The following is a 24,348-nucleotide window of genomic DNA, read 5'->3' on the forward strand; positions in this document are numbered from 1 at the left end:
CTTCTCCCTCACAGGTGCTTGCCGGCGTCGTCACCGAAGGCGACTCGTTCCAGTTCGATCAGGACTTTCTCCTCGACCACCCGCGCGAGCGCGGAGACCGTGCGGCTGGTCAGCACGTCGTGCGGGGTCAGCGGCACGTCGAACGCCGCCCGGCCGCGCGAGGTGACCAGCAGGCTGCGCATGGAGTCGCCGCCCAGGGCGAAGAAGTCGTCCTCGACGCCCACCCGGTCCGCTCCGAGCGCTTCCACCCAGATCGCGGCGAGCACCCGCTCGGTGTCGGTCCGGGGCGCCACGTACGCCGTCGCGGGCAGCGCGTCCACCGGCGCGGGCAGCGCCCTGCGGTCCACCTTCCCGTTGGACTTCAACGGCAACCGGTCCAGCACCACGATCGCCGACGGCACCATGTAGTCGGGCAGGGACCGCGCCGCGAAGGCGGCCATCTCCTCGGCGTCGGGTGCCCGCGCCCCGCCGGCGGGCACGACGTAGGCCACGAGCCGCTTCGAGCCGGGGACGTCCTCCCGCGCCGCCACCACCAGCCCGCCGACGTCGGGGTGGCGGCCCAGCACCGCTTCGACCTCGCCGAGCTCGATCCGGAAGCCGCGCAGCTTGACCTGGTCGTCGGCACGACCGGCGAACTCCAGCCCGCCACCGGGCAGCCACCGCACGACGTCGCCGGTGCGGTACATCCGCTCCCCCGGCTCGCCGAAGGGGTCGGCGAGGAACCGCTCGGCGGTCAGGCCGGGCCGGTCGAGGTAGCCGCGGGCCAGCCCCGCGCCGGCGAGGTGGAGCTCGCCGGGCACGCCGACCGGCACGGGACGCAACCGGTCGTCCAGGACGTAGGCGCGCATGTTGTCGAGCGGTGCGCCGATGGGCACCACGTCGGGCACCTCGTCGACGTGGGACATCGGGTGGCAGGTGGCGAAGGTCGTCGTCTCGGTCGGTCCGTAGACGTCCACCACCACGAGGCCGGGACAGGCCTCCAGCACGCGGCGGATCGCCGACGCGGGCACGACCTCGCCGCCGGTCCACACCTCGGCGAGCCCGGCGAGGCAGTCGGGCGAGTCCTGGGCGATGACCCGGAACAGCCCGGTGGTCAGGAACACGACGTCGACCCCGTGCTCGGCGATCAGCCGCCGCACCAGGTCGGCGTCGAGGTCGGTCGGGGGCGCCAGCACCACCCGGCCGCCGCGCAGCAGCGGCACCCACAGCTCGTAGGTGGAGGCGTCGAACGCCAGCGGCGAGTGCACGAGCACGCCGCGGTGGGCGTCGAAGCGGCGGTCGAACGAGAACGCCACCACGTCGCGGTGCCGCACGGCCACGCCCTTGGGGGCACCGGTGGACCCGGAGGTGAACTCGACGTAGGCCAGGTTGTCCGGGTGCAGGGCGACCACCGGCCGGTCGTCGCGTCCTCCGGACCCGTCCACCAGCACGACCTGTCCGCTGTGGACCTCGCCGGCGGTGGCCCGCCACCTCTCGTCGGTGAGCAGCACCGTCGTGCGCGCCTGGTCGAGCACCAGCCGCATCCGCTCGGCGGGCGCCCGGACGTCCAGCGGCAGGTACGCGCCGCCCGCCTTGGCCACCGCCAGCACCGCCACGACCAGGTCGGCGGACCGTTCCAGGAGCACGCCGACGCGGTCCTCCGGGCGGACGCCCAGGTCGACCAGCCGGTGCGCCAACCGGTTGGCCCGCACCTCCAGCTCGGCGTAGGTCAGCGACACCCCGTCCCCCACCACCGCGGTGGCGTCGGGTGTCCGGTCGGCCTGCTCGGCGAACAGGCTCGCCACCGTGCCCCCGGGCACCGGGTGGCGGGTGTCGTTGCGCTCCACCACCAGGTGCTGCCGCTCGGCCTCGCCCACGACCTCGACGTCGCCGAGGCGGCCGTCCGGATCGGCGACCAGTCCGTCCAGCGCGCGGGCCAGGCGGTCCGCCATCCGCTCGACCGTCGCCGTGTCGAACAGCGCCGGGTCGTAGCCCAGGGCGATGGACAGGCGTTCGCCCGGCCGGACGCCGACGCTGAGCGGGTAGTTCGTGGTCTCGACGGCCTGCAGGTCGCGCATCACCAGGCCGTGGGCCGACGCCGCCTCGTCGTTGACCGGGTAGTTCTCGAACACCAGGATGCTGTCGAACAGGCTGACCCCGCTCGGCACCTCGCTCCAGCCCTGCAACTCGCCGAGGGGGACGAAGTCGAACCGCCTGGCCTCCGCCTGGGCCGACTGCAACCGGCGCAGCCACGGCACCACGCCCAGGTCGTCGGCGACGTCCACCCGGACCGGCACGGTGTTGATGAAGATCCCGGTGATCGTGTCCGCGCCCGGCAGGTCGGCCGGTCGGCCGGACACCGTGGAGCCGAAGCACACGTCGTGCCGGCCGCCGCAGCGCGCGAGGGTCAACGCCCAGCCGCCCTGCACGACGGCGTTGAGCGTCAACCCGTTGCGCTGGGCGAACTCCCGCAGTCGCCCGGTGTCCGCGCCGGACAGCTCGGTGATCACCCACTCGGTCGAGCGGGTGGTTTGGGAGCGGTCCACCGGCCGGTCGAGGGGCAGCGGGGTCGGCGTCGCGAACCCGTCGAGCACCCGGCGCCAGTGGTCCTCGGCCTCGCGCGGGTCCTGCTCGGCGAGCCACCTCAGGTAGTCGCCGAAGGGGCGTCGCCCGGTGGGCTCGGGACGGCGACCGCCGGCGAGCGCGGCGTGGCAGGCGAAGACGTCGGACAGCACCTGGAAGACGCTCCAGCCGTCCAGCAGCACGTGGTGGAACGTCCACACCACCCGGACCTCGGTGTCGGACAGGCGGGCCAGCACCACCCGCAGCAGCGGCGCCGCGGCCAGGTCGACGCCGTCGGCCCGGTCTCGGTCGAGCAGGTCCCGCAGCTCCCGGTCGCGGGCGTCGGGCGACAGGCCGGTCCAGTCGAGCTCGCGGATCGGCACGGCCACGTCGCGGCACACCACCTGCAACGGCTCGTCGACGTCCTCCCAGACCACCCGGCTGCGCAGCACCGGCGTCCGCTCGACCACCTCACGCCAAGCCCTGGCCAACACGGTCGAGTCGGTGACGCCCTCCAGCACGAACGCGAGCTGTTCGAAGTAGAGCCGCTGGTCGCCCTCGGACAGGCTGTGGAACAGCATCCCGGCCTGCATCGGGGTCAGCGGGTAGACGTCCTCCACCCCGCGCCCGTCCCCCACGAGGCGGTCCACCGCCGCCTGGTCCAACCGCGCCAACGGGAAGTCCGACGGCGTCCGCCCACCCGACTCCGGCCGGGCGCAGTGCTCCACCACCTCGCGCAGCGCATCCGCCAACCCCTCGGCCAACCGCCGCACCGTGGCCTCGTCGTGCACCCGGTCGCTGTAGTACCAGGTGAACTCCAGGCGCTTGCCTTCCACCGCGCCCACCACGTCCAGCAGGTGCGGCCGGGGCGCGTCCGGTGCGGCGTCCGACCGCAGACCGCCGGTCACCCGGAACGCGCTACCGGCGGAGGACTCGGACCAGTCGAACCGCCCGAGGTAGTTGAAGCTCACCGCCGGGTCCGGCTGCTCGCCCGGGGTCTGCGCCAGGTGGCGCGACGCGCCGTACCCGATGCCGCGCCGGGGCACGGCCCGGAGGATTTCCTTGGTCGACCTCAGCGCCGTGCCCCAGTCACCGGGCTCCCAGTCGCCGTCGGGCGCGTCCAGGACGACCGGGAACATCGTGGTGAACCAGCCGACCGTGCGCGACAGGTCGACGCCGGGCAGGACCTCCTCCTCGCGGCCGTGCCCCTCCAGCTCCACCAGCACCCGGTCGCGACCGGTCCACCGGCCGAGGACCCGCGCCAGGGCGGCGAGCAGCACGTCGTCGACCCGCGTCCGGTAGACCGCCGGCACGTCCTGCAACAACGCCCGCGTCAGCGCCTCGTCCAACCCGACCGAGACGGTCCGCACGGTGGCGGCGGTGTTCGCGCCCCGCCGGTCCACGGGCACGGTCGGGTCCACGCCGGCGGCCACCGCGCTCCAGTGGTCCGCCTCGTCGGCGAAGCCGCCGGACGCGACGTGCTCCGCCAGCCGGTGCGCCCAGTCCCGGAACGACGTGGTCCGGTCCGGCAACCGGACCCGCTCACCGCCGACGGCCTGCCGGTACGCGGTGTCGAGGTCCTCCAGCAGGATCCGCCAGGACACGCCGTCCACGACCAGGTGGTGCACGACGAGGAACAACGTCCACCGGGCCTGGCCCAGGTCGCACAGCACGGCCTTGACCAGCGGCCCGCGCCCGAGGTCGAAGCCGCGGCGGGCGGCGTCGGTGATCGCGCCCAGCCGCCGGTTCGGGTCGTCCGCGGCGGACAGGTCGTGCACCTCCAGCACGTCGACCGGCTCGACCGGCGGGATGTGCTGCCGCCACCCGTCGCCGGTGCGGTCGAAGCGCGTCCGCAGCGCGTCGTGGTGGGCGAGCAGGGCGTCCAGGGCCTGCCGCAACGCCTCGCGGTCCGGTTCACCGGCGAACTCCAGCAGCACGGACTGGTCGAAGTGCTCCGGCCGAGCCGGCCCGGGGTCGAGGAACCAGTGCTGGACCGGTGTCAACGGGACCTCGCCGCTGACCGGTCCCCGCGGCGCGGTGTCCGGCACGCCGGTCACCGGTGCGGCGGCGGCCAGCGCGGCCAACGTGGGATGGGCGAAGAGGTCCCTGGGCATCAGCCCGAGACCGGCTTGGCGGGCGCGCGAGACGACCTGGATGCTGGCGATCGAGTCACCGCCGAGCTCGAAGAAGTCGTCCTCGACGCCGACCCGGTCGACGCCGAGCACCTGCGCCCAGATCGCCGCCAGCGTGCGCTCGGCCTCCGTGCGCGGTGCGACGTAGGAGGAGCCCGTGGCCTCCCAGCCGGGGTCGGGTAGCGCCCGGCGGTCGACCTTGCCGTTGAGGTCGAGCGGCAACCGGTCCAACGCCACCAGCACCGAGGGCACCATGTAGTCCGGCAGCACGTGCCCGAGGAAGTCCCGCAGCCCGGCGGTCGAGGGCTCGTCGCCGGCGGGGACGAAGTAGGCCACCAGGCGCTTGCGCCCGGCGTGCTCGCGGAGCACGACGACGGCCTCCGCAACGTCGTCGTGGCGCAGCAGGGCGGTTTCCACCTCGCCGAGCTCGATCCGGAAGCCGCGGATCTTCACCTGGTCGTCGGCGCGCCCGACGAACTCCAGCTCGCCCGCCGCGGTCCACCGGACCAGGTCGCCGGTGCGGTACATCCGCTCCCCCGGCGGGCCGAACGGGTCCGGCAGGAAGCGCTGGGCGGTCAGCCCCGGCCGGCCGAGGTAGCCGCGGGCGAGACCCGCGCCGGCCACGAACAGCTCGCCCGCGACGCCGACCGGCACCGGCCGCAGGTCGTCGTCCAGCGCGTAGGTCCGCATGTTGTCCATCGGTCGCCCGATCGGCACCACGTCGGGGACCTCGCGGGCGTCGGACATCGCGTGCGTCGTCGCCATCACCGTGACCTCGGTGGGACCGTAGGCGTCCACCACCACCAGACCGGGACAGGCCTCCAACACCCGCCGCACGGCGCCCGCCGGAACCACGTCACCACCGGTCCACACCTCACGCACACCGGCCAGGCACGCCGGATCGTCCTGGGCGACCATCCGGAACAACCCCGCGGTCAAGAACACACCCGTGACCCCGTGCTCGACGACCATCCCCCGCAGCACGTGCCCGTCCACCTCGCCATCCGGGACGACGACCACCCGCCCACCGTTGAGCAGCGGCACCCACAGCTCGTAGGTCGAGGCGTCGAACGCCGGTGCCGAGTGCAGCGGCACCCGGTCGTGCCCACCGCCTCGGAACCGCCGGTCGGCGGCGAACGCCACGACGTCCCGGTGGCGCACCCCGACGCCCTTGGGCTTGCCGGTCGAGCCGGAGGTGAACATGACGTAGGCGAGGTTCTCCGGGTGCCACCGCACCTCGGGCCGCTCGGCCGGCCCGTCCAGCGGCCCGTCCACCGACACCGTATGTCCACTGTGGACAGCCCCGGCGGTCTCCTGCCACGTGGCGTCGGTGAGCAGCACGGAAACCCCGGCCTCGGCCAGCACCATCCGCATCCGCTCCACCGGGGCCTTGGTGTCGAGCGGCACGTACGCGCCACCGGCCTTCACCACGGCCAGCTCCGCGACGACCAGCTCCGCCGACCGCCGCACGAGCACCGCGACGCGGTCCTCGACCCGGACCCCGAGCCCGATCAGCCGGTGCGCGAGCCGGTTCGCCCTGGCGTCCAGCTCGGCGTAATCGAGCCGCACACCGTCGGCGACCACCGCCGTGGCGTGCGGCGACCGGTCGACCTGTCGGTGGAAGACGTCCGGCACCGAGCCCTCGGACGGGTCGCCGCCGGTGTCGTTCCACGCCACCAGCACCTGGTGTCGTTCGGCTTCGTCCAGCAACGACAGCTCCGACACGGGCCGGTCCGACGTGTCCGGGATCCGCTCCAGCAGCACCCGCAGGTGCCGGGACATCCGCTCGACCGTCCGCTCGTCGAACAGGGCCGGGTCGTAGTGGAAGGCGACGGACAGCGCCCGACCGGGCGTCGCCATGACGGTGAGCGGGTAGTTGGTCGGCTCGTGCGCCTGGACGTCGTGCAGCCGCACCCCGTGCGCGGCGGGGGCGTCGATGTCGAACGGGTAGTTCTCGAACACCAGGATGCTGTCGAACACCGAACCCCTGCCGGGGAGGTCGCTCCAGCCCCGCACGCGGGTCAGCGGCACGTGGTCGAAGCGGCGGGTCTCGGCCTGGTCCCGCTGGATCCCGCGCAGCCACGACAGCACGTCGGCGTCGCGCGGGACGGTGACCCGGGTCGGCACGGTGTTGATGAACATGCCCACCATCGACTCGACACCGGCCAGGTCGGCGGGCCGGCCCGAGACGGTGGTGCCGAACAGGACGTCGGAGGTGCCGCCGTAGCGGGACAGCAGCAGTGCCCACGCGCCTTGGAGGATCGTGTTCACGGTAAGGCCGTTGCGCCGGCCGAAGTCGCGCAACCGGTCGGTCGGCCCGGACGGCAGCGTGACAGCGACCGTCGCACCCGACTCGGCGCGGTGCGCCTCGACCGGCTGCCGGTCGAACGGCAGCGCGGTCGGCGAGTCGAACCCGGACAGGACCCCCCGCCAGTGCCGTTCGGCCTCGACCTGGTCGCGGCGGTCGAGCCAGTGCAGGTAGTCGCGGAACGGACGGCGCTCGGGCAGGGCGACCGGCTGACCGCGCGTGATGGCGGCGTACTGCTCGCACACCTCACCGAAGATCCGGGCGGCGCTCCAGCCGTCCAGCAGCACGTGGTGGAAGGTCCACACGACCACCACCTCGTCGCCGCCCAGCGCGGCGACCGCCACCCTGGTCAGCGGGGCGGAGCCGATGTCGAGGCCCTCGGCGCGGTCGCGGTCCAGGAACTCCCGCAACGCCTCCGCCCGCGCGTCCTCGGACAGCTCCGCCCAGTCCAGGTGCGCGACCGGCAGGGTGACGTCCCGGCGCACCACCTGGAGCGGTTCGGGCAGACCTTCCCAGGCGACCTCGCTGCGCAGCGCCGGGGCGTGGTCCACGACCCGCCGCCACGCCGCGGCCAGCGCCCGCGGGTCCGCCACCCCGGACAGCCGGAACCGCACCTGGTTGAAGTAGGCCCCGGACGTGGACGTGCCGACGAGGTTGTGGAACACCATCCCGGCCTGCATCGGGGTCAGCGGGTAGACGTCCTCCACCCCGCGCCCGTCCCCCACGAGGCGGTCCACCGCCGCCTGGCCCAACCGCGCCAACGGGAAGTCCGACGGCGTCCGCCCACCCACACCGGGACGGGCGCAGTGCTCCACCACCTCGCGCAGCGCATCCGCCAACCCCTCGGCCAACCGCCGCACCGTGGCCTCGTCGTGCACCCGGTCGCTGTAGTACCAGCTCAGTTCGAGGCAGCCGTGCTCCACGGCGCCCACCACGTCCAGCAGGTGCGGCCGGGGCGCGTCCGGTGCGGCGTCCAGCTCCAGGCCGCCCCGCACGGCCCGGACCAGCTCACCGCCGGCGGACGACCAGTCCAGCCGGCCGAGGTAGTTGAAGCTGATCCGGGGAGTCGGCGCGCCGGACAGGGCGGTCGCGCGCAGCGCGCCATACCCGAGGCCTCGGCGCGGGACCGCGCGCAGCTGCTCCTTGACCGACTTGAGCACGCCGCCCCAGTCGCCGTCCGGCACGTCCAGCGCGACGGGGAACATCGAGGTGAACCAGCCGACCGTGCGGGAGAGGTCCACGTCGTCCACCAGGTCTTCGCGACCGTGGCCCTCCAGGTCGACCAGCACGCGGTCGCGGCCGGTCCACCCGGCGAGAACCCGTCCCAGCGCGCTCAGCAGCACGTCGTTGACCTGCGTCCGGTACGCGCCGGGCACGTCCCGCAGCAGCGCCCTGGTGGTCCGCTCGTCGAGCCGCACGGTCAGCGCGCGGGTCGAACCGGCGGTGGCGGCGCCCGGGTGGTCGACCGGCAGCGACGGGTCCGCCCCGGTGGCCGCCGTCCAGTGGTCGGCCTCGTCGGCGAAGCCGCCCGCCTCGGTGAAGGCCGTGAACCGTCGTGCCCAGTCGCGGAACGACGTCGTCTTGGCGCCGAGCCGGACCTCCTCGCCACGCGCCGCCTGGCAATAGGCGGTGGTCAGGTCCTCCAACAGGATCCGCCAGGAGACGCCGTCCACGACCAGGTGGTGCACGGCGAGCAGCAGCAGCGGTCGCCGGCCGACGCCCAGGTCGAACAACACCGCCCTCAGCAGTGGACCGGTGGCGAGGTCGACGTTCGCGTGCGTGCGGGCCTTGACCGTGCCGATCGCACCGCCCTGGGCCGTCGGCTCCACCGCGGACAGGTCGTGGCGTGCCAACACCTCCAGCGGCTCGACCGGCGCGTTGTGCTGTCGCCACCCCTGCTCGGTACGCGTGAAGCGCATCCTCAAGGCGTCGTGGTGCTCCACCAGCTCCCGCAGCGCGCGCCGGAGCGCCTCTTCGTCGAGCTGTTCGGTCAGCTCGACGAGCACCGACTGGTCGAAGTGCTCCGGCCGCACGGCGTTGGTGTCGAACAGCCAGCGCTGGATCGGGGTGAGCGGCACGTCGCCGGTCACCTCGCCCTGTTCGGCGGTGACGGCCGCGGGCTCGACCACGGCCGCGACGAGGCCGGCCACCGTCGGGTGCCGGAACAGGTCGCCGGGGGTGAGGGTCAACCCGGCCGCGCGCGCCCGCGACACCACCTGGATGCCGAGGATGGAGTCGCCGCCGAGCTCGAAGAAGTCGTCCTGGGCGCCGACCCGCTCCACGTTGAGCAGTTCCGCCCAGATCCGGGCGAGCTCCGCCTCCGCGCCCGCGGCCGGCGCCACGTAGCCGCCGGTCACGCCGGCGCCCCAGTCGGGTGCGGGCAGGGCGCGCCGGTCGACCTTGCCGTTCGCGTCCAGCGGCAGCGCGTCCACGGTGACGAACGCCGAGGGCACGAGGTAGTCCGGCAGCGTGCGGGCGAGGAACTCGCGCAGCACCGCCGCGTCGAGCGGCTCGGACGCCGGTGTCACGTAGGCGACGAGGCGTTTGCGGCCGGTGTCGTCCGGCCGCACGACGGTGATCGCCTGGGCGACGCCGCCGTGCCGCGCCAGCGCGGTGTCGACCTCGCCCGGTTCGATCCGGAAGCCGCGGATCTTGACCTGGTCGTCGGCGCGGCCGACGAACTCGACCGTGCCGTCGGGTCTCCACCGCGCCACGTCCCCGGTGCGGTACATCCGCCCGCCCGCCCGGCCGAACGGGTCCGGCAGGAACCGCTGCGCGGTCAGGCCGGGCCGGCCCAGGTAGCCGCGGGCCACGCCCGCGCCGGCGATGAACAGCTCACCCGCCACCCCGACCGGAGTGGGGGCGAGTCCCTCGTCGAGCACGTAGACCCGAGTGTTGTCCAGCGGTCGGCCGATCGGCACCACGTCCGGGACGTCGCGGGCGTCCGACATCGGGTACGAGGCCGCGAACGTCGTGGTCTCGGTGGGGCCGTACCCGTCCACCACGGTCAGCCCCGGGCAGGCTCCGAGCACGCGCCGCACGGCGGCCGGCGGGACCACGTCACCGCCGGTCCACACCTCGCGCACGCCGGCGAAGCACGCCGGGTCGTCCTGGGCCAAAGCCCGGAACAACCCCGCCGTCAGCCACAACGCGGTCACGCCGTGCTCGCCGATCACGCGGCGCAGCACCTCGACGTCCAGGTCGCCGGGCGGAGCGACGACCACCCGCCCACCGTTGAGCAGCGGCACCCACAGCTCGTAGGTCGTGGCGTCGAACGCGGCCGGCGAGTGCAGCAGCACCCGGTCGTGCGCGCCGGCGCGGAACCGCCGGTCACGGGCGAGCGCGGCGACGTCGCGGTGCCGCACCGCCACACCCTTCGGCACCCCCGTCGAGCCGGAGGTGTGCATGACGTAGGCGAGGTTGTCCGGGTGGGTCGTGACACCGGGGTCGGTGGCCCGTTCGTCCGACAGGTCGGGGGCGTCCACCGCCACGACCTGCCCGCGGTGGACATCGGTGGCGGTGTCCACCCACACCCGGTCGGTGAGCAGGACCCGCGCACCGGCCTCGGCCAGCAGCACGCGCAACCGCTCGGCGGGCGACCTGGTGTCCAGCGGCACGTACGCCCCACCGGCCTTCAGCACGGCCAGCTCGGCGACGACGAGGTCGACCGAGCGGCGCACCAGCAGCCCGACCGGGTCCTCGACACGGACACCGAGACCGATCAGCCGGTGGGCCAGCCGGTTGGCGCGGGCGTCCAGCTCGGCGTAGGTCAGCGCCGTCCCGTCGGAGACCACCGCGGTGGCGTCCGGCGTGCGCCGCACCTGCTCGGCGAACAGGTCGGCGACCGTCGCGGCCGGCAGCTCGTGACCGGTGTCGTTCCAGCCCTCCAGCACCTGCCGCCGTTCGGCCGGACCGAGCAGCGACAGCTCGGCGAGGGGCCGGTCCGGGTCGGTCGCGATCGCGTCGAGCAGCACCCGCAGGTGGCCCGTCATCCGCTCGATCGTGCTCGCGTCGAACAGGTCGGTGTTGTACTCGACCGAGACGTCCAGCGAGTCGCCCCGCGGCCAGAACTCGACCAGCAGCTCGAAGCGGGCGGCGGGCCTGGGCAGGTGGTGCTCGGTGATCAGCAGCCCGTCGACCCGCGTCGGCCGCACCACCTCCTGCTGCAACAGGACCAGCGCCTGCACGAGGGGTGTCCGGCTCGGGTCGCGCTCGGGGCGCAGCTCCTCGACCAGCCGGTCGAACGGCACCTGGTCGTGGGCGAACGCGTCGAGCATCGTCTCCCGCACCGCGCCCAGGAACCCGCCGAACGTCTGCGAGCGGTCCACCGTCGACCGGATCACCACGGTGTTGACGAAGAACCCGACCAGGTTCTCCAGCTCGGTCCGGTCGCGACCGGACGTGGCGGTGCCCACGGCCACGTCGCGGCGGCCGGCGTAGGTGGACAGCAGCACCTGGACGGCGGCGGTGAGGGTCATGAACAGGGTGGCGCCGTTGCGCTGCCCCACCGCCGCCAGGCGGTCGACCAGTGCCGCGGGCAACGCCTCGCGGTGCACCGACCCCGAGGTGGTGCGCACGGCCGGTCGGGGCCGGTCGGTCGGCACGTCGAGCACGTCGAGGCCGGCGAGTGCGCGCCGCCAGTGGTCCAGGTGCCCGTCCAGGGCCGGGTCCGCCAGCCGTGCGCGTTGCCACACCGCGAAGTCCGGGTATTGGATCGGCGGTTCCGGCAGCGCGGCCGGGGATCTTCGCAGCGCGGCCCGGTACAGCTCGACCAACTCGTCCACCAGCACCCTGACCGACCACCCGTCGGTGACGATGTGGTGCTGGTCGAGCAGCAGCAGGTGGTCGTCGTCCGCGAGCCGCACGAGCACCGCCCTGGCCAGCGGACCCCGTCGCAGGTCGAAGGGCTCGGTCAGCTCCGCGACCAGCACCTCCTCCAGGGCGGAGTCCGGGCCGGAGGTCAGGTCCACCACCCGCAGCGGCAGCTGCCCGCGTGCCGCCACCACCTGCACGCCTTGCCCGTCGACCGTGTCGAAGGTCGTCCGCAGCGCCTCGTGCCGGTCGACCAGCCCGTCGAGCGCGGTCCGCAGGGCGTCGGGGTCGAGGGCCCCGGACAACCGCAGCCCGACACCGGTGTTGTACTCGGAGCTCCCGGGGTTCAGCTCGTCCAGGAACCACAGCCGTCGCTGCGCGGCCGACAGCGGCAGCGCCCGGTCGCGGGGAGCGCACGGGATCGGCGCGGTCGCGTCGGTGGGCAGCCGGTCCGCCAGCAGCTCGGCCAGGCCCGCGACGGTCCCCGCTTCGAACACCGCCCGCGAGGACAGGTCGACGCCGAACGCCGTGCGGACGCGGGAGATCACCCGGATGGCCTGGATGGAGTCGCCGCCCAGGTGCAGGAAGTCGTCCTCGACGCCGGGCTCCTCCCCCAGCACGTCCGCCCAGATCTCCGCGAGCGCCTTCTCCGCCTCGGTGCGCGGAGCCGTGCGCCCCTCGGACGTGCCGCTGCCGGGAGCGGGCAGGGCGCGGCGGTCGAGCTTCCCGTTCGCGTTCAACGGCAGGCGGTCCAGCGTGACGAACGCCGAGGGCACCATGTAGTCGGGCAGCGACCGCAGGGCGAGCACCCGCAACTCGTCGGCGGGCAGCGGCGCGCCGTCGGTCGGCACGACGTACGCGACGAGGCGTTTGACGCCGGGGCGGTCCTCCCTGGCCACCACGGCGACCTGCGCGGTGCGCGGGTGCCTGCCCAGCACGGACTCGACCTCGCCGACCTCGACCCGGAAACCGCGGATCTTCACCTGGTCGTCGGCCCGGCCGATAAACTCGAAGACGCCGTCCGGACGGCGCCGCACCAGGTCGCCGGTGCGGTACATGCGCTCGCCCGGCCCCGAGAACGGGTCGGCGACGAACCACTGGGCGGTCAGCCCCGGCTGGTTGAGGTAGCCGCGGGCCAGACCCGCGCCCGCCACGAACAGCTCACCCGGTTCACCGGCCGGCACGGGTCTGAGGTCGTCGTCCAGCACGTAGGCCCGCTTGTCGTCCAGCGGTCGCCCGATCGGCACCACGTCGGGGACCTCGCGAGCGTCGGACATCGCGTGCGCCGTGGCCATCACCGTGACCTCGGTGGGGCCGTAGGCGTCCACCACCACCAGGCCGGGGCAGGCCTCCAGCACCCTCCGGACGGCGCCCGCGGGAACCACGTCACCGCCGGTCCACACCTCACGCGCACCGGCCAGGCACGCCGGGTCGTCCTGGGCGACCATGCGGAACAGCCCGGCGGTCAGGAACACGCCGGTGATCCCGCGCTCGGCGATCATCCGCCGCAGCACGTGCCCGTCCACGTCACCGGGTGGGACGACGACCACCCGGCCACCGCGCAGCAGCGGCACCCAGAGCTCGTAGGTCGAGGCGTCGAACGCCAACGGGGCGTGCAGCAGGACGCGATCGTGACCGCCGCCGGCGAACCGCCCGTCCGAGGCGAACGCGACCACGTCGCGGTTCCGCACCGCCACGCCCTTGGGGACCCCCGTCGAACCCGAGGTGTGCATGACGTACGCGAGCGTGTCGGGGTGCGGACCGACCAGGTCGCCCGTCTGCTCCGCCACCGGTGGGTCATCGGACCGCACCACGACCACGTGCCCCTCGTGCAGCGCGGTCGCCGCGGCCTCCCGGTCGCGGTCGGTCAGCAGGACCGGCACGTCCGCCGCCGCCAGCACCGGCCGCAGGCGATCGGCCGGCGCGCGCAGGTCGAGCGGCAGGTACGCCCCGCCCGCCTTCACCACGGCCAGCAGGGCGACCACCAGGTCGGCCGAGCGCTCCATCAGCACCCCGACGGGCCGCTCCGCCCGCACACCGAGCCCGGTCAGCCGGCGGGCCAGGCGGGTGGCACGGTCGTCGAGCTCGGAGTAGCTCAACGCCACGTCGTCGGCGACCACCGCGGTGGCCCCCGGCGTTCGCCGCACCCACTCGGCGAACAGACCGGGGACGGTGGTGATCATCGGGTTCCCGGCGGGCCGTGGCGGTGCGTGGTGAGGAGACATGTGCGGTCCACTCTTTTCGGGCGCGGCGGAACCCACCGCGAAATGATCGTGACGAATGGGCGGGCCGGGCACGGCCCCGATCTCAGGCGGCTTCTCGCGCGCGCCTACGCTTGGCCGCCACCCGGCCACCGATCTGGATGCGGTTCACCCGACCGTCGCGGGCGTTGCGCAGAAAACGGCCGGCATAACCCTGTTCGCCGGTGGTGACGTCCGTGACCGAGAAGACCAGGCCTTCGTAGAGCGTCAGAGTGGCCGCGGAATCACCGTCGACGACCAGTGAGACCTGGTCGCCGTGAATGACGGCCGAGTACACGGTGTCGCCGTTGACGTATTCGCCGACGCAGTCGCGCGGTGGTGCTGTCCGGCGTTCCGCACCGGTCAGCGCGTGGTACGCGCCGATGTTCAGCCCGGTGGACCGCAGTTCCGCGCCGAGGTCCCGCCACATCGCCGAGCCGCTGCCCGCGTTCGTGGTGAGCGCGATCACCGTGCCCCCGGCCGGGTCGACGCGGAGGTAGCACGACGTGCCGTCGGCCATGCCGTCGTGGCCGAGCCAGGTGGTGGCGCCGCTGCGGAACAGCGCGAGCCCGAGAGCCCACCCGTCGGCCAGGCCGAACGGGTCCGCGTACGGGACGGGGCGGCGCATCTCGGCCAACTCCGCCGGGCCCACCGGGCCTGCCGTCGTTCCGCCGTGCTCGGGACGCAGGTGCATCCGGCCGAGCGCGACCAGGTCCGAGGCGCTCAAGGCCAGTGCGCCCACCGGCGCCTCCGCCGGTTCGAGCGTCTGCTCGACCTTGCGGACCAGGCCGCGTGCGCGGTTCACCGCGTGGCCGGTCGCCACGGACGGCGCGGATGTCGAGTGGTCCGGTGCCAGGATTGAGGCGGCGGTGATCCCCATCGGTTTGAGCACGATCGCTCGCATGGCCTCCCACCAGGTCATCCCGGTCAGGGCTTCGACCAGGTGCCCGGTCAGGACGTAACCGAGGTTGGAGTACGAGAAGCTGACGCCCGGCCGCTGGAGGGTGTCCAGGAAGCAGTCGCCGAGCGGGAAGTGGTCGGCCTCCGTGGGCCGGACGTAGTCGGCGGCGAGGCCCCCGGTGTGGCTGAGCAGGTGGCGCGTCGTGAGCAGGTCGACCAGGTCACCCGAGATCCGGTGCATCTCCGGCAGGTACTCGGCGACCGGCGCGTCGAGGTCCAGGTCGCCGTCGGAGACGAGGGCCATGAGCAGGGTCGTGGTGAAGGTCTTCGTGATCGAGCCGACGGGCACCTTGGTCGAACCCGTCATGGGTTCCCCGGTCCCGTGCTCCCGTTCGCCTAGCTCGAACGTCCGCAACTCGCCTTGGCGCAGGACGGCCAGTTGGGCGCCGGTGACCTCATTGCCCCGCGCTGTTCTCTCGAATCTTTCGGAAAGGTCATCTGAAGACATGTTTCCTCACTGGTGGAGATCACTGATGGACATCACTCATCTCGACCCCCATAGCTTGACCAATCCCCTCGATTCGAAACACGTTCACATTTTCCGACCCGGTCCGTCGTGTTCACCTCGGCCGCTCGGATGTCGACTCTGCGCAGATCAGCTGGAATCGACTGGCCTAGACTTGCTGCCGCAACCCGTATGCGCGACCGCCAAACGGGTGGAACGTCGCCGATCGTGACGAAAGATAGGTGGTCGAGATAAATACCCTGCACAACTACCCACCCAATCCTTACAGATTCACTCGAACGCCATGTTTGAACCACACTCTCCGCAACCATGCGAAATGGTCTCCGCAATTATGTGAGGACAACTCCCACCGGCCGTTCGCAAACAATTGTCGCGTTCCGCGCACGGGAGCTCACTCGGCCGATACAGTCCGACCGGTCGGCACCACTTCCCCGCGCCGGTGCCTGCCGAGTCGACCGCCGGGGCGGGTCTGGAGGCACAGGATGACGGCACGGCTCGGTCCCGCACCCCCCGTGGTGTCGGGGGTGTCGTTCAGCGCGGCGTCGTTAGCCGGGGCGCGCTGGGCCGCACACCACGCCCTCCAGCGGGGCCGCGACCTCCGGCTGGTGCACGCGTGCCGGGACCTCGGCGAGGTGGACGCCGCCCGAGCCCGCCTGGACGAGTTGGCCGCACGCTTGCGCGAGGCGTCACCGCTCCTGGGCGTCTCGGCACGAGTGGTCGTCGCCTCCGCCGGGCGCGCCCTGGTCGCCGAGTCCCACACCGCCGACATGATCGTCGTGGGCGGACCCGCCCCGGACGCCACCAGCGTGCTCGCCTCGACCGTGAGCGCGCGGTCCCGGTGCCCGGTCACCGCCGCCCCGGCCGACGCCGGGTCGGAGCACCCCGACCCGTCCGACCGCCCCGTGGCGGTCGGCATCAGTGGCGACGCCCTGGCCGAGCCCACGCTGCGCGCCGCGTTCACCCTCGCCGCGGCCCTGAACACCGGCCTGCGGGTGGTGTGCTGCACGCTGGACGACCACTCCACCACGCCGGTCACCATCCCGGACATCGCCGAAGCCGCTCTCTCCGCCACCCGGGCCTGCGCGGCCCACCACCCCACCGTGCCGGTGGACGTGCGGATGGCCAGGTCACGCCCCGCCACGGGCCTGGCCCGCCACGCCGTCCTCGCCTCGATGCTGGTGATCGGCTCCAGCCCGACCGCCACGGACACCTCCACCAGCCACCGCCTGCTGCGCCGCGGTGCGGGCCCGGTCGTGCTGGTGGGCCCCTTGGTCGTCCCCCAACCGGCGAGCGACAGCCCTCCTCCCCGATGAAAGTGACGCCGGCAGTGGCCACGGACACCCGCAGTTCTGCGGCACACGGCAAGGGAGATCCACGGACAGTGTTCCGCCGCAAGCCTTTCAGCCGATTGAGGACAGCGGCGTGAGTCACGAGACTTGTTCCCCATCGCACGTTCGGAGAACGGGAATCTCCATGCTTCTGCGTTCATCGGCAGTCACTGCCGTCGGCGCCTTGCTCGACGCGACGGGCGGCCGGACCGACCGCCGAGCCGTGCTGTGAACCGACGGACGCCCTGGGCGAAGGTGTCCTCAGCGCCGTCACTGGAGGTGGAAGCGGTGCGGAGAGTTCGAAGTTCTCTGATCCTGACCGTGCTGATCACGTCGTCCCTGTTGCTCCCGCCGTCCTCCTCGCACGCGAGGCCAGGCGGTCCCACCTGCACGGAGACCCAATCGGTGTCCTACTCGCCAGGCCTGCTGAACACGCGTCGGCCGGTGGACGTGAGCGTGCACAACGTCCTCTCGTGCACATCCCTCACCGACCCGGCCGTCACGGGAGGACACGTGCAGGCGACCATTCACGGCCTCGACCGCTCCTGCACTGACGTCGCGGCGTCCGGCAGCGGCTCGTACACCATCACCTGGAACACCGGCGACACCAGCACGATCAGCTACAACCGAACCGCCAACTACGTCCTGGGAACCCTTGTCGCCGTCGAGACCGGGACGGTGACGGCGGGCAAGTTCACCGGCGACTCCACCACGCACGTCGTCGAACTGCCCAACCTCAACCTCCTCGACTGCCTCACCGAACCCGGTCTCACCTCGACCTCGGGCATCGGCACCTACCTCTTCACCTGACCCACCCGTCCCGACGGCCGGCGCTCCGCCATCGTCCCTCCGTCGAGCCGTCCTCCGGACGGGTCCTCGGCATCGCCGGCGGTTCGCGCGGGCGTGGACACCGAGATCGGCTCGATGGCGTCAGCGGGTGCCGGTGTGGTGTTTGAGGGCCAGGAGCTTGTGGCGGTACATGCGGCACAGGGCGACCAGGAGGTGGACCTGCTCGCCGGGGTCCAGCGGGCGCAGGCGCTCGACGAGGTCGTCGGGGTGCAGGTCGGCGTCGGTGCCCAGACGCTGGTTGAGGATGTCCCGGGCGAGGTGGTGTTCACGATCGCCGATGGCCAGGCGATCGACATCGCGCAGGTCGTAGGTACCGGGTAGCGGGAAGCGGACGAGCGCCTCGGGGTAGCGGGCCGCCATGAGCTGCACGGCGACGTTGACCAGGCGCGCCACCAGCGCCGCCGCCCGATCGAGGTCGTCGAGCATGACCGCGAGCTCGTTCACCGTCACCGTGTCGGGTTCGAACGCCGGCGGCGCGTCGATGTCGACGTCGAGCCGGTGCAGGGCCAGGGTGATGTTGTCCAGCACGCGTTCGGGATCGACGAACACCTGCTCGGGGTGGTCGGTCTCGACGCTGGCCCGCGGGTGCCACGGGTCGAGGAACTCCCGCACCTCCGCCTCCCCGTAGATGCCGGGGTCGGGTAGGGGTCGTCGGGGACTCGCGGGCTGCTCCACCACCCTGCCTCCTCATGCCGGATCGCCGCCAGGTCGCCGCAGTGCCGCCGGCGGCCGTGCCTGCGGTGTCCCAGCCGGTATACCCACTACGGACCGGTAGTACGAAAACAGGGTCGCGGATCGTCAGCCGGGCGGGAGCCGGTCAGGTCACCGACCTCCACGAGTGCGCGGCCCGTCCCAGCCCAGGCAGGAAATGCCTGGTCGGAGCCACCTTGCCTTCCCAACGTCCCAAACACCTGGTATTGCCCCTAGGACGGACCTGACTCCGCATTCTTGTGGCAACAGCGGATCGTGTTCTTGGTGTGCGGTGCGGTCGATGCTTGCAGGCTGTGTGCGATCCGGTCGGCGTCATCGGTGCGTTGCTGGGCACGGTACAGCTGCACGGCCTCCTGCCAGACGGCTCCGGCTTCCTGGTCCTGGTCGAGTGCGGCGTGCGAACAGCCCAGCACGTCGAGGGTCTGTGCCTGGGCGTGGAGGTCACCGAGTGCGCGGAACAGGAGCAGGGCCTGCTGGTGGTGGCGGACGGCTTGGACGTGGTCGTCGGTGAGGTGATCGATGTGGCCGAGGTTGTAGAGGGTTCTGGCTTCGCCTTCCGGGTTGTTGTGGCGTCGGTGCATGGCCAGTGCGTTGCCGCAGTGCGTGCGTGCCTGCTGGTACCTGCCGAGGCGGGCGGCGAACCAGCCGATGTCGTTGAGCGCCCGCGCTTCCCCTATCGGGTGGGAGAGGCTGCGGAAGCACTCGTGGGCGTGAATCGCGGTCGAGAGTGCCGCCCGGTGCTGCCCGAACTCCCCCAATGTCCGCGCCATTGCTTCCTGGGCCAGGGCATGGTTGGCGTGGTCTTCGTTGTCCCAGGCCAGGTTCACCGCCTGGGCCAGGTGGGCGAGGGCGTCGACGTGGTGTCCGAGTTCGGCCTGGGCGCATCCGAGGGACCGGTGGGCGATGCTCAGCGCTGCGGGGTCGCGGAGCTGTTCGGCGGCTCGCAGCGCGGTCTGCCACATCGCGACCAAGCGGTGGTGTTCCCCCGACCGGCGGTAGAAGGTGTTCAACGCCCAGGCCAGTCGCCAGGTGGCGCGGTGCCAGCCGTGGTGGGCGGCGATGTGGCGCGCCGCCAGGACGCAGGTGTGCTCGGTGCGCAACCAGGTGGCCGCGGCCGGGGCGTCGGGCAACAGCTGGGGGTGGGCGCCCGGTTCCGGTTCGTGGACGGGCGTGCGGTGGGGGTGCAGGAGTCGGTCCGCGACGTGGGAGGTGTGCAGGTAGAAGTCGACCGCACGCCGCAACGCCGCCTCGCGCACGTCCCCGGTCATGTCGCGGTGGGCCATGCCGACGGCGAAGCTGCGCACCAGGTCGTGCATCCGGTAACGGCCTTGACGGTCGCGGGCCAGCAGCGAGCTGTCCTCCAGTGCCCGTAGCGCCTCGCGGAGCCGCGCCCGGGGCAGACCGCTCAGGGCGGCGGAGGCGTGCATTCCCGTGGCGGGGCCGGGTTCGGCCCCCTCCGCGCGGACGGCGTGACCTCCACACGCCGCCAACCAGCCTCGACGAACTGATCGATGCCGCTCAGCCCGTCAGCGCCGCCACCAGCGTGCCGACGACGCCGTCCTCCTCACGTCGGTGCAGCACCTCCGACCGGTAGGCGAGGTCCACCCCCGTCACCGGAACACCGACCAGGTCCGGAGTGACCGCCTCGGCCGGCAGGAGTGCCAGGCCCTCGCCGGCCACCAGCAGCCGGCGCACGGCGCCCAGGTCCGCCCCCAGGCACCGGACAGCCGTGCGCAGCGGCGGGAGGCCGGTGGTGGCGCACAGGTCGTCCAGTCCGACCAGGGCGTCAGGCGCGTCGATCCACCGCGCGTCGGCCAGCTCGAACAGCGAGACACCGGTCCGACCCGCGAGCGGGTGGTCGCGCGGCAAGGCCACCACGGCCGGGGACTCCGCCAGCGGCGTGGCGCGCAGCGAGCTGATGGCCGGCAGCCGCAGCGGGTCGGCGCGAACGGCCAGCGCCGCGACCACGCCCACGTCCAGGTCGCCGACCACGACCGCCTCGGCGACGGCGTCGAGCGGCAGGACGCGCAGGGTCAGCTCACGCACCCCCGCCCCACGCGCGTGCCGAGTCACGGCGGACACCACGGCGGACGAGGTGGGAACGATGCCGACGCTCAGCCGCGAGGTGGGCTGGGCAGCCACGCGGGCCACGTCGGCACGCGCGGCGTCGAGGCGCATCAGGATCGGGGCCGCGTGCTCCAACAGCCGCTCGCCCACCTCCGTGAGGACGACGGGACGCCGACCGAGCAGGACGGCGCCCAGGTCCGACTCCAGTGCCACGACCTGTTGGGAGACCGCGGACTGCGTGTAGCCGAGCTCCCGCGCCGCGTCGGAGAACGACCGCAGCCGCGCGATCGTGCAGAACGTGCGCAACAGCCGGGTGTCCACAGCTGATAAGCGTAGCTGATGCGGACATGCTCAACGATCGATTGACCTGCACTCACCCGGTGTCGATGATGAGGGCTGTGGAGCGGATCGCGCGGTTGGCGCTGGTGGGCGAGCGCTCCGCCGCGGTACGCGCGCACGGCCGCTACACGACGCTGTTCGACGCCTTGTGGCGACGTGCCGGGATCGCCGTCGACGCCTACTGGATCCCGACCACCGACGTCTCCGGGCTGGCCGCGTTCCACGGCGTGTGGCTGGTGCCCGGCAGCCCCTACGAGAGCGAGGACGGTGCGCTGACCGCCGTCCGCACGGCACGTGAGGGCGACCTGCCGTTCCTCGCGACCTGCGGGGGCTTCTCGCACGCCCTGCTCGAATACGCCCGGTCCGTGTGCGGGCTGGTCGACGCCGCGCACGCGGAGAACGCGCCGGACGCGGGCAGGCACCTGATCGTGCCCTCGGCCAAGCCGCTGGTCGGTCACGAGCGCCGCATCCGGCTGCGGCCGGGGTCGTTGGCCGAACGGGTGCTCGGCGCGGGCGCCACCACCGAGCGCCACCACAGCGGCCACGAGCTGGACCCGGCCTACGCATCACTGCTCGAAGTGGGCGGGCTGCGGCTCACCGGCCACGACGACGACGGGATCGCCCGCGTGGCCGAGCTGCCGGGGCACCGCTTCTTCCTCGCCACCGCGTTCCAGCCCGAGCTCTCCGCCGACTCGACCGCACCGCACCCGATCGTGACCGCGTTCGCCGAAGCAGCCGTCACGGCCGCCGCCCGACCACGAGGACGTTCATGACGACCGATTCGCGCGCGCAGCCCCCGAAGTGGCTGCCGTACTTCCTGGCCTGCTCGCTTATCTGGGGATCGGGCTTCGCCCTGATCAAGATCGGCGTCGACGCGGGCATCGCGCCCGCCTGGGTGGCGTTCTGGCGCTGCTTCTTCGGCGCGGCCGTGCTGTGGCTGCTGGTGCTCGGACGCAGGCTCGCCGTGCCGCGCAGCGCGAAGGTCTGGGGGCACGCGCTGGTCGTCGGCACGGTGCTGAACGCGCTACCGTTCGCCCTGTTCGCCCTCGGTGAGCAGAACATCAGCTCGCTCCAGGCGGGCGTGTGGAACGCGATGATCCCGCTGTTCACCCTGATCTGGGTGTTGATCATGCTGCCGTCGGAGAAGCCGACCCTGCGCAGGCTGGCCGGCCTGGCCACCGGGTTCACCGGCGCGCTCGTGGTGCTCGGCGTGTGGGACGGCGTCGACGCGCCGATGCTCGCGGGCAGCATCGCCTGCCTGCTCGCGGTCGCCTCCTACGGGCTCGGCTACACCTACACCCGCAAGTTCCTGTCCGATGTGGACTCACCGGCGCTGACGCTGACTGCGATCCAGATCGGTTTGGCCACGCTGGAACTGGCCATCGTGGCGCCGTTCAGCTCCGGCTCGCCGAGCCTGCCGATCTGGCCGGGTGTCGGGCCGATGGTCGCGATGCTCGTGCTGGGCGCGATCGGGACCGGCATCGCCTACATGTGGAACCTGACGGTGATCCGCGCGGTCGGCTCGACGGTGGCGTCCACGGTGGCGTTCCTGACGCCGATGTGGGCGGCGCTGATCGGCGTGCTGTTCCTCAGCGAGGCGCTGTACTGGAACACCGTCCTCGGCGCGCTGCTCATCATCAGCGGTGTGCTGCTGACCCGGCCGCCCAAGAAGCCGAAGCCGGCGCCCGAAGCGCCTGCCGTGAACGCGGTCAAGGCCGAAGCAGCGGAGTGATCCGGCGCAGGCCCTCGGCGACGGTGGCCGGATCGCGGGCGAAGCCGAGGCGGAACCCGCGGTCGCTGCCGAGGGTCTCGCCCGGCATCAGCAGCACCCCGGCGTCGAGGGCACGGCGGCACAGCGCCAGCGACGGCTCGCCGGAGGTCGGTGACGCCCAGGCGAACGGCGTGCCCTCCGGCCGGATCACCCGGACCAGGTCCGCGTGCCCGTCCGCCCACTCGGCCACCACCTCCAGGCCGGGCGCCACGGCGGCGTCGTAGGCCGCGGCGAACTCCTCGTGCCGGTCCAGCACGCCGACCGCCAGTTCCTCGCACAGCACGGAGTTCGCGATGGAGGTGTAGTGCTTGTGCCGGGCGCACCCGGCCACCACGTCGGCCGGACCGTGCAGCCAGCCGATCCGCAGCCCCGGCAGCCCGTACACCTTGGCCAGGCCGGACACCGACACCACGCGCGGGTGCCGCGCGACCGCCGAGCCGGCCAGGTCGAACCGGTACTCCTCGTCGAGCACGAGGTAGCCGCCGGTGCCCGCCACCAGGTCGGCCAGGGCGGTGACCTGCGCGTCGGTCGCCCGCCTCCCGCCCGGGTTGCCCGGCGAGTCCAGGTAGACCAGCCGCAGGTCCGGACCGGCGACGGCGCGCACCGCGTCGAGGTCGACGTCCATGTCGTCGGTGCGGGCCACGGCCTCCACCCGGCAGCCGCGGTGCGTGGGCACGTCCACCGACGGCAGCCACCCCGGCAGGAACGTCACCACGCGGTCACCCGGTCGGAGCAGGGTCGTGAACAGCAGGTACAGCGCCTCCGCTGCGCCGTGGGTGACCAGCACGCGATCCGGGTCGGCGCCGTTCCCGTAACGCGCCGCGATGGCCTCGCGCAACCTCGGCGTACCGATGTCGGAGCCGTAGCCCAGGGCCAGGCTCGCGGGCACGTCGAGATCGGCGAGGTCGCGCACCGGGACGTAGCTGTTGCCCAGGTCGATCTCGTAGCGCCCAGGCGTGTCCTCGAACGCCCACTGCCGCATCGGGTAGCGCGCCACGGTCATCCGACCTCCTCCAGCCTGCGCCGCAACGCGGGTGACACGTCGCCCGCGCACACCTGCTCGACCTCCCCGCACAGCCGCACCGCGCCGTCCTCGCCGATCACGACCTCGACCGCGCCGCCCGCCATCTCCACCCGCACCCGGTGGCCGGTCAACCCGCGGGCGTGCGCGGCGGACGCGGCGGCGCAGGCGCTCGCCCCGGAAGCCGGGGTGTAGCCGGCACCGCGCTCGTAGACCTCGATCCGCAGCACGTCCGGCGCGGCCACCGTGGTGAACTGGACGTTGATCCGGCCGGGGAAGCGCTCGTGCCCGGCCACGGACTCGCCGAAGGCGCGGGCGAGCTCGGCGTCGACCTCGTCGAGGAACAGCACGGCGTGTGGGTTGCCGTTGTCCACGACGCTGACGTCGAACCGCTCGCCCGCCGCGGTCAGCTCACCGGGATCCCCGACCCGAGCGTGACCGAGCTCGACCTCGACCAACCCGGCCGCCTCGTCGCGCACCTCCACAGTGGACTCACCGGCGGGAGTGGACACGACGAACCTGCCCGCGCCGGCCGACCGCCGCGCCAGGTGCAGGCCGACCATGCGGACGCCGTTGGCGCTGCGCGCGCACAGGCTGCCGTCCGCGTTCACCGTGTGCAGCACGACGGGCCGGTCGGCGTGGACCGGCCCGTGCGGCAGGCGCAGCACCCCGTCCGACCCGACACCGAGCCGCCGGTCGCACAGCAGCCGCACGGCCGCGGGTGTGACCGGCAGGTCGGTCTCGACGGGGTCGATGAGCAGGTAGTCGTTGCCCAACGCCTGGTACTTGACGAAATCGGGCAC

Annotated in this window: 11 protein-coding genes; 4 read left to right on the forward strand and 7 right to left on the reverse strand. The window is 73.0% G+C overall.

Annotated elements, in window-relative coordinates; all coding sequences use genetic code 11:
• Positions 1–8: 8 nt before the first annotated feature.
• Both AB0K14_RS23445 and AB0K14_RS23450 read right to left on the reverse strand, forming a co-directional pair.
• Complete coding sequence (locus AB0K14_RS23445) at positions 9–13,976, reverse strand: non-ribosomal peptide synthase/polyketide synthase (protein ID WP_360455018.1); 13,968 nt, start codon at positions 13,974–13,976, stop codon at positions 9–11.
• 124 nt (positions 13,977–14,100) lie between these two features.
• Entirely contained in the window at positions 14,101–15,441 is a 1,341-nt protein-coding gene (locus AB0K14_RS23450; RefSeq protein ID WP_360455015.1) for a serine hydrolase domain-containing protein, read from the reverse strand.
• Between the two features lie 500 nt (positions 15,442–15,941).
• On the opposite strand from AB0K14_RS23450, the gene AB0K14_RS23455 reads away from it, so the two are divergent.
• Both AB0K14_RS23455 and AB0K14_RS23460 read left to right on the forward strand, forming a co-directional pair.
• Positions 15,942–16,772: a universal stress protein gene (locus AB0K14_RS23455; RefSeq protein ID WP_360455012.1), complete on the forward strand. Its 831-nt coding sequence runs from the start codon at positions 15,942–15,944 to the stop codon at positions 16,770–16,772.
• Positions 16,773–17,192: 420 nt separating this feature from the next.
• On the forward strand, positions 17,193–17,597 hold the full coding sequence (locus tag AB0K14_RS23460) for a hypothetical protein (protein WP_360455009.1): 405 nt from the start codon (positions 17,193–17,195) through the stop codon (positions 17,595–17,597).
• A gap of 120 nt (positions 17,598–17,717) precedes the next feature.
• Here the strand turns inward: AB0K14_RS23460 and AB0K14_RS23465 are convergent, their stop codons facing one another.
• The 3 genes from AB0K14_RS23465 to AB0K14_RS23475 all read right to left on the reverse strand — a co-directional run bounded on the left by AB0K14_RS23465 (position 17,718) and on the right by AB0K14_RS23475 (position 20,735).
• Positions 17,718–18,314, reverse strand: a complete 597-nt coding sequence (locus tag AB0K14_RS23465; RefSeq protein ID WP_360455006.1) for a hypothetical protein — start codon at positions 18,312–18,314, stop codon at positions 17,718–17,720.
• A 245-nt stretch (positions 18,315–18,559) separates the two neighbouring features.
• Complete coding sequence (locus tag AB0K14_RS23470) at positions 18,560–19,774, reverse strand: tetratricopeptide repeat protein (RefSeq protein WP_360455003.1); 1,215 nt, start codon at positions 19,772–19,774, stop codon at positions 18,560–18,562.
• Positions 19,775–19,865: 91 nt separating this feature from the next.
• Positions 19,866–20,735 carry a LysR family transcriptional regulator gene (locus AB0K14_RS23475; RefSeq protein WP_360455000.1) on the reverse strand — a complete coding sequence of 290 codons (870 nt, stop codon included), beginning with the start codon at positions 20,733–20,735 and terminating at the stop codon, positions 19,866–19,868.
• Positions 20,736–20,800: 65 nt separating this feature from the next.
• Between AB0K14_RS23475 and AB0K14_RS23480 the strand changes: the two genes are divergently transcribed.
• Together AB0K14_RS23480 and AB0K14_RS23485 are read left to right on the forward strand one after the other, a co-directional pair.
• Complete coding sequence (locus AB0K14_RS23480; RefSeq protein WP_360454997.1) at positions 20,801–21,526, forward strand: hypothetical protein; 726 nt, start codon at positions 20,801–20,803, stop codon at positions 21,524–21,526.
• Positions 21,523–22,485 carry a DMT family transporter gene (locus AB0K14_RS23485; RefSeq protein WP_360454994.1) on the forward strand — a complete coding sequence of 321 codons (963 nt, stop codon included), beginning with the start codon at positions 21,523–21,525 and terminating at the stop codon, positions 22,483–22,485. The genes AB0K14_RS23480 and AB0K14_RS23485 overlap by 4 nt, the downstream gene beginning before the upstream one ends.
• On the opposite strand, the gene AB0K14_RS23490 is transcribed toward AB0K14_RS23485, so the two are convergent.
• Positions 22,463–23,527: a pyridoxal phosphate-dependent aminotransferase gene (locus AB0K14_RS23490; RefSeq protein WP_360454991.1), complete on the reverse strand. Its 1,065-nt coding sequence runs from the start codon at positions 23,525–23,527 to the stop codon at positions 22,463–22,465. The two genes, AB0K14_RS23485 and AB0K14_RS23490, sit on opposite strands and share 23 nt — an antisense overlap.
• Entirely contained in the window at positions 23,524–24,348 is an 825-nt protein-coding gene (dapF, locus tag AB0K14_RS23495) for a diaminopimelate epimerase (protein ID WP_360454988.1), read from the reverse strand. The genes AB0K14_RS23490 and dapF overlap by 4 nt, the downstream gene beginning before the upstream one ends.

It is taken from the genome of Actinosynnema sp. NPDC050801, assembly GCF_040673975.1.
Lineage (GTDB): Bacteria > Actinomycetota > Actinomycetes > Mycobacteriales > Pseudonocardiaceae > Actinosynnema.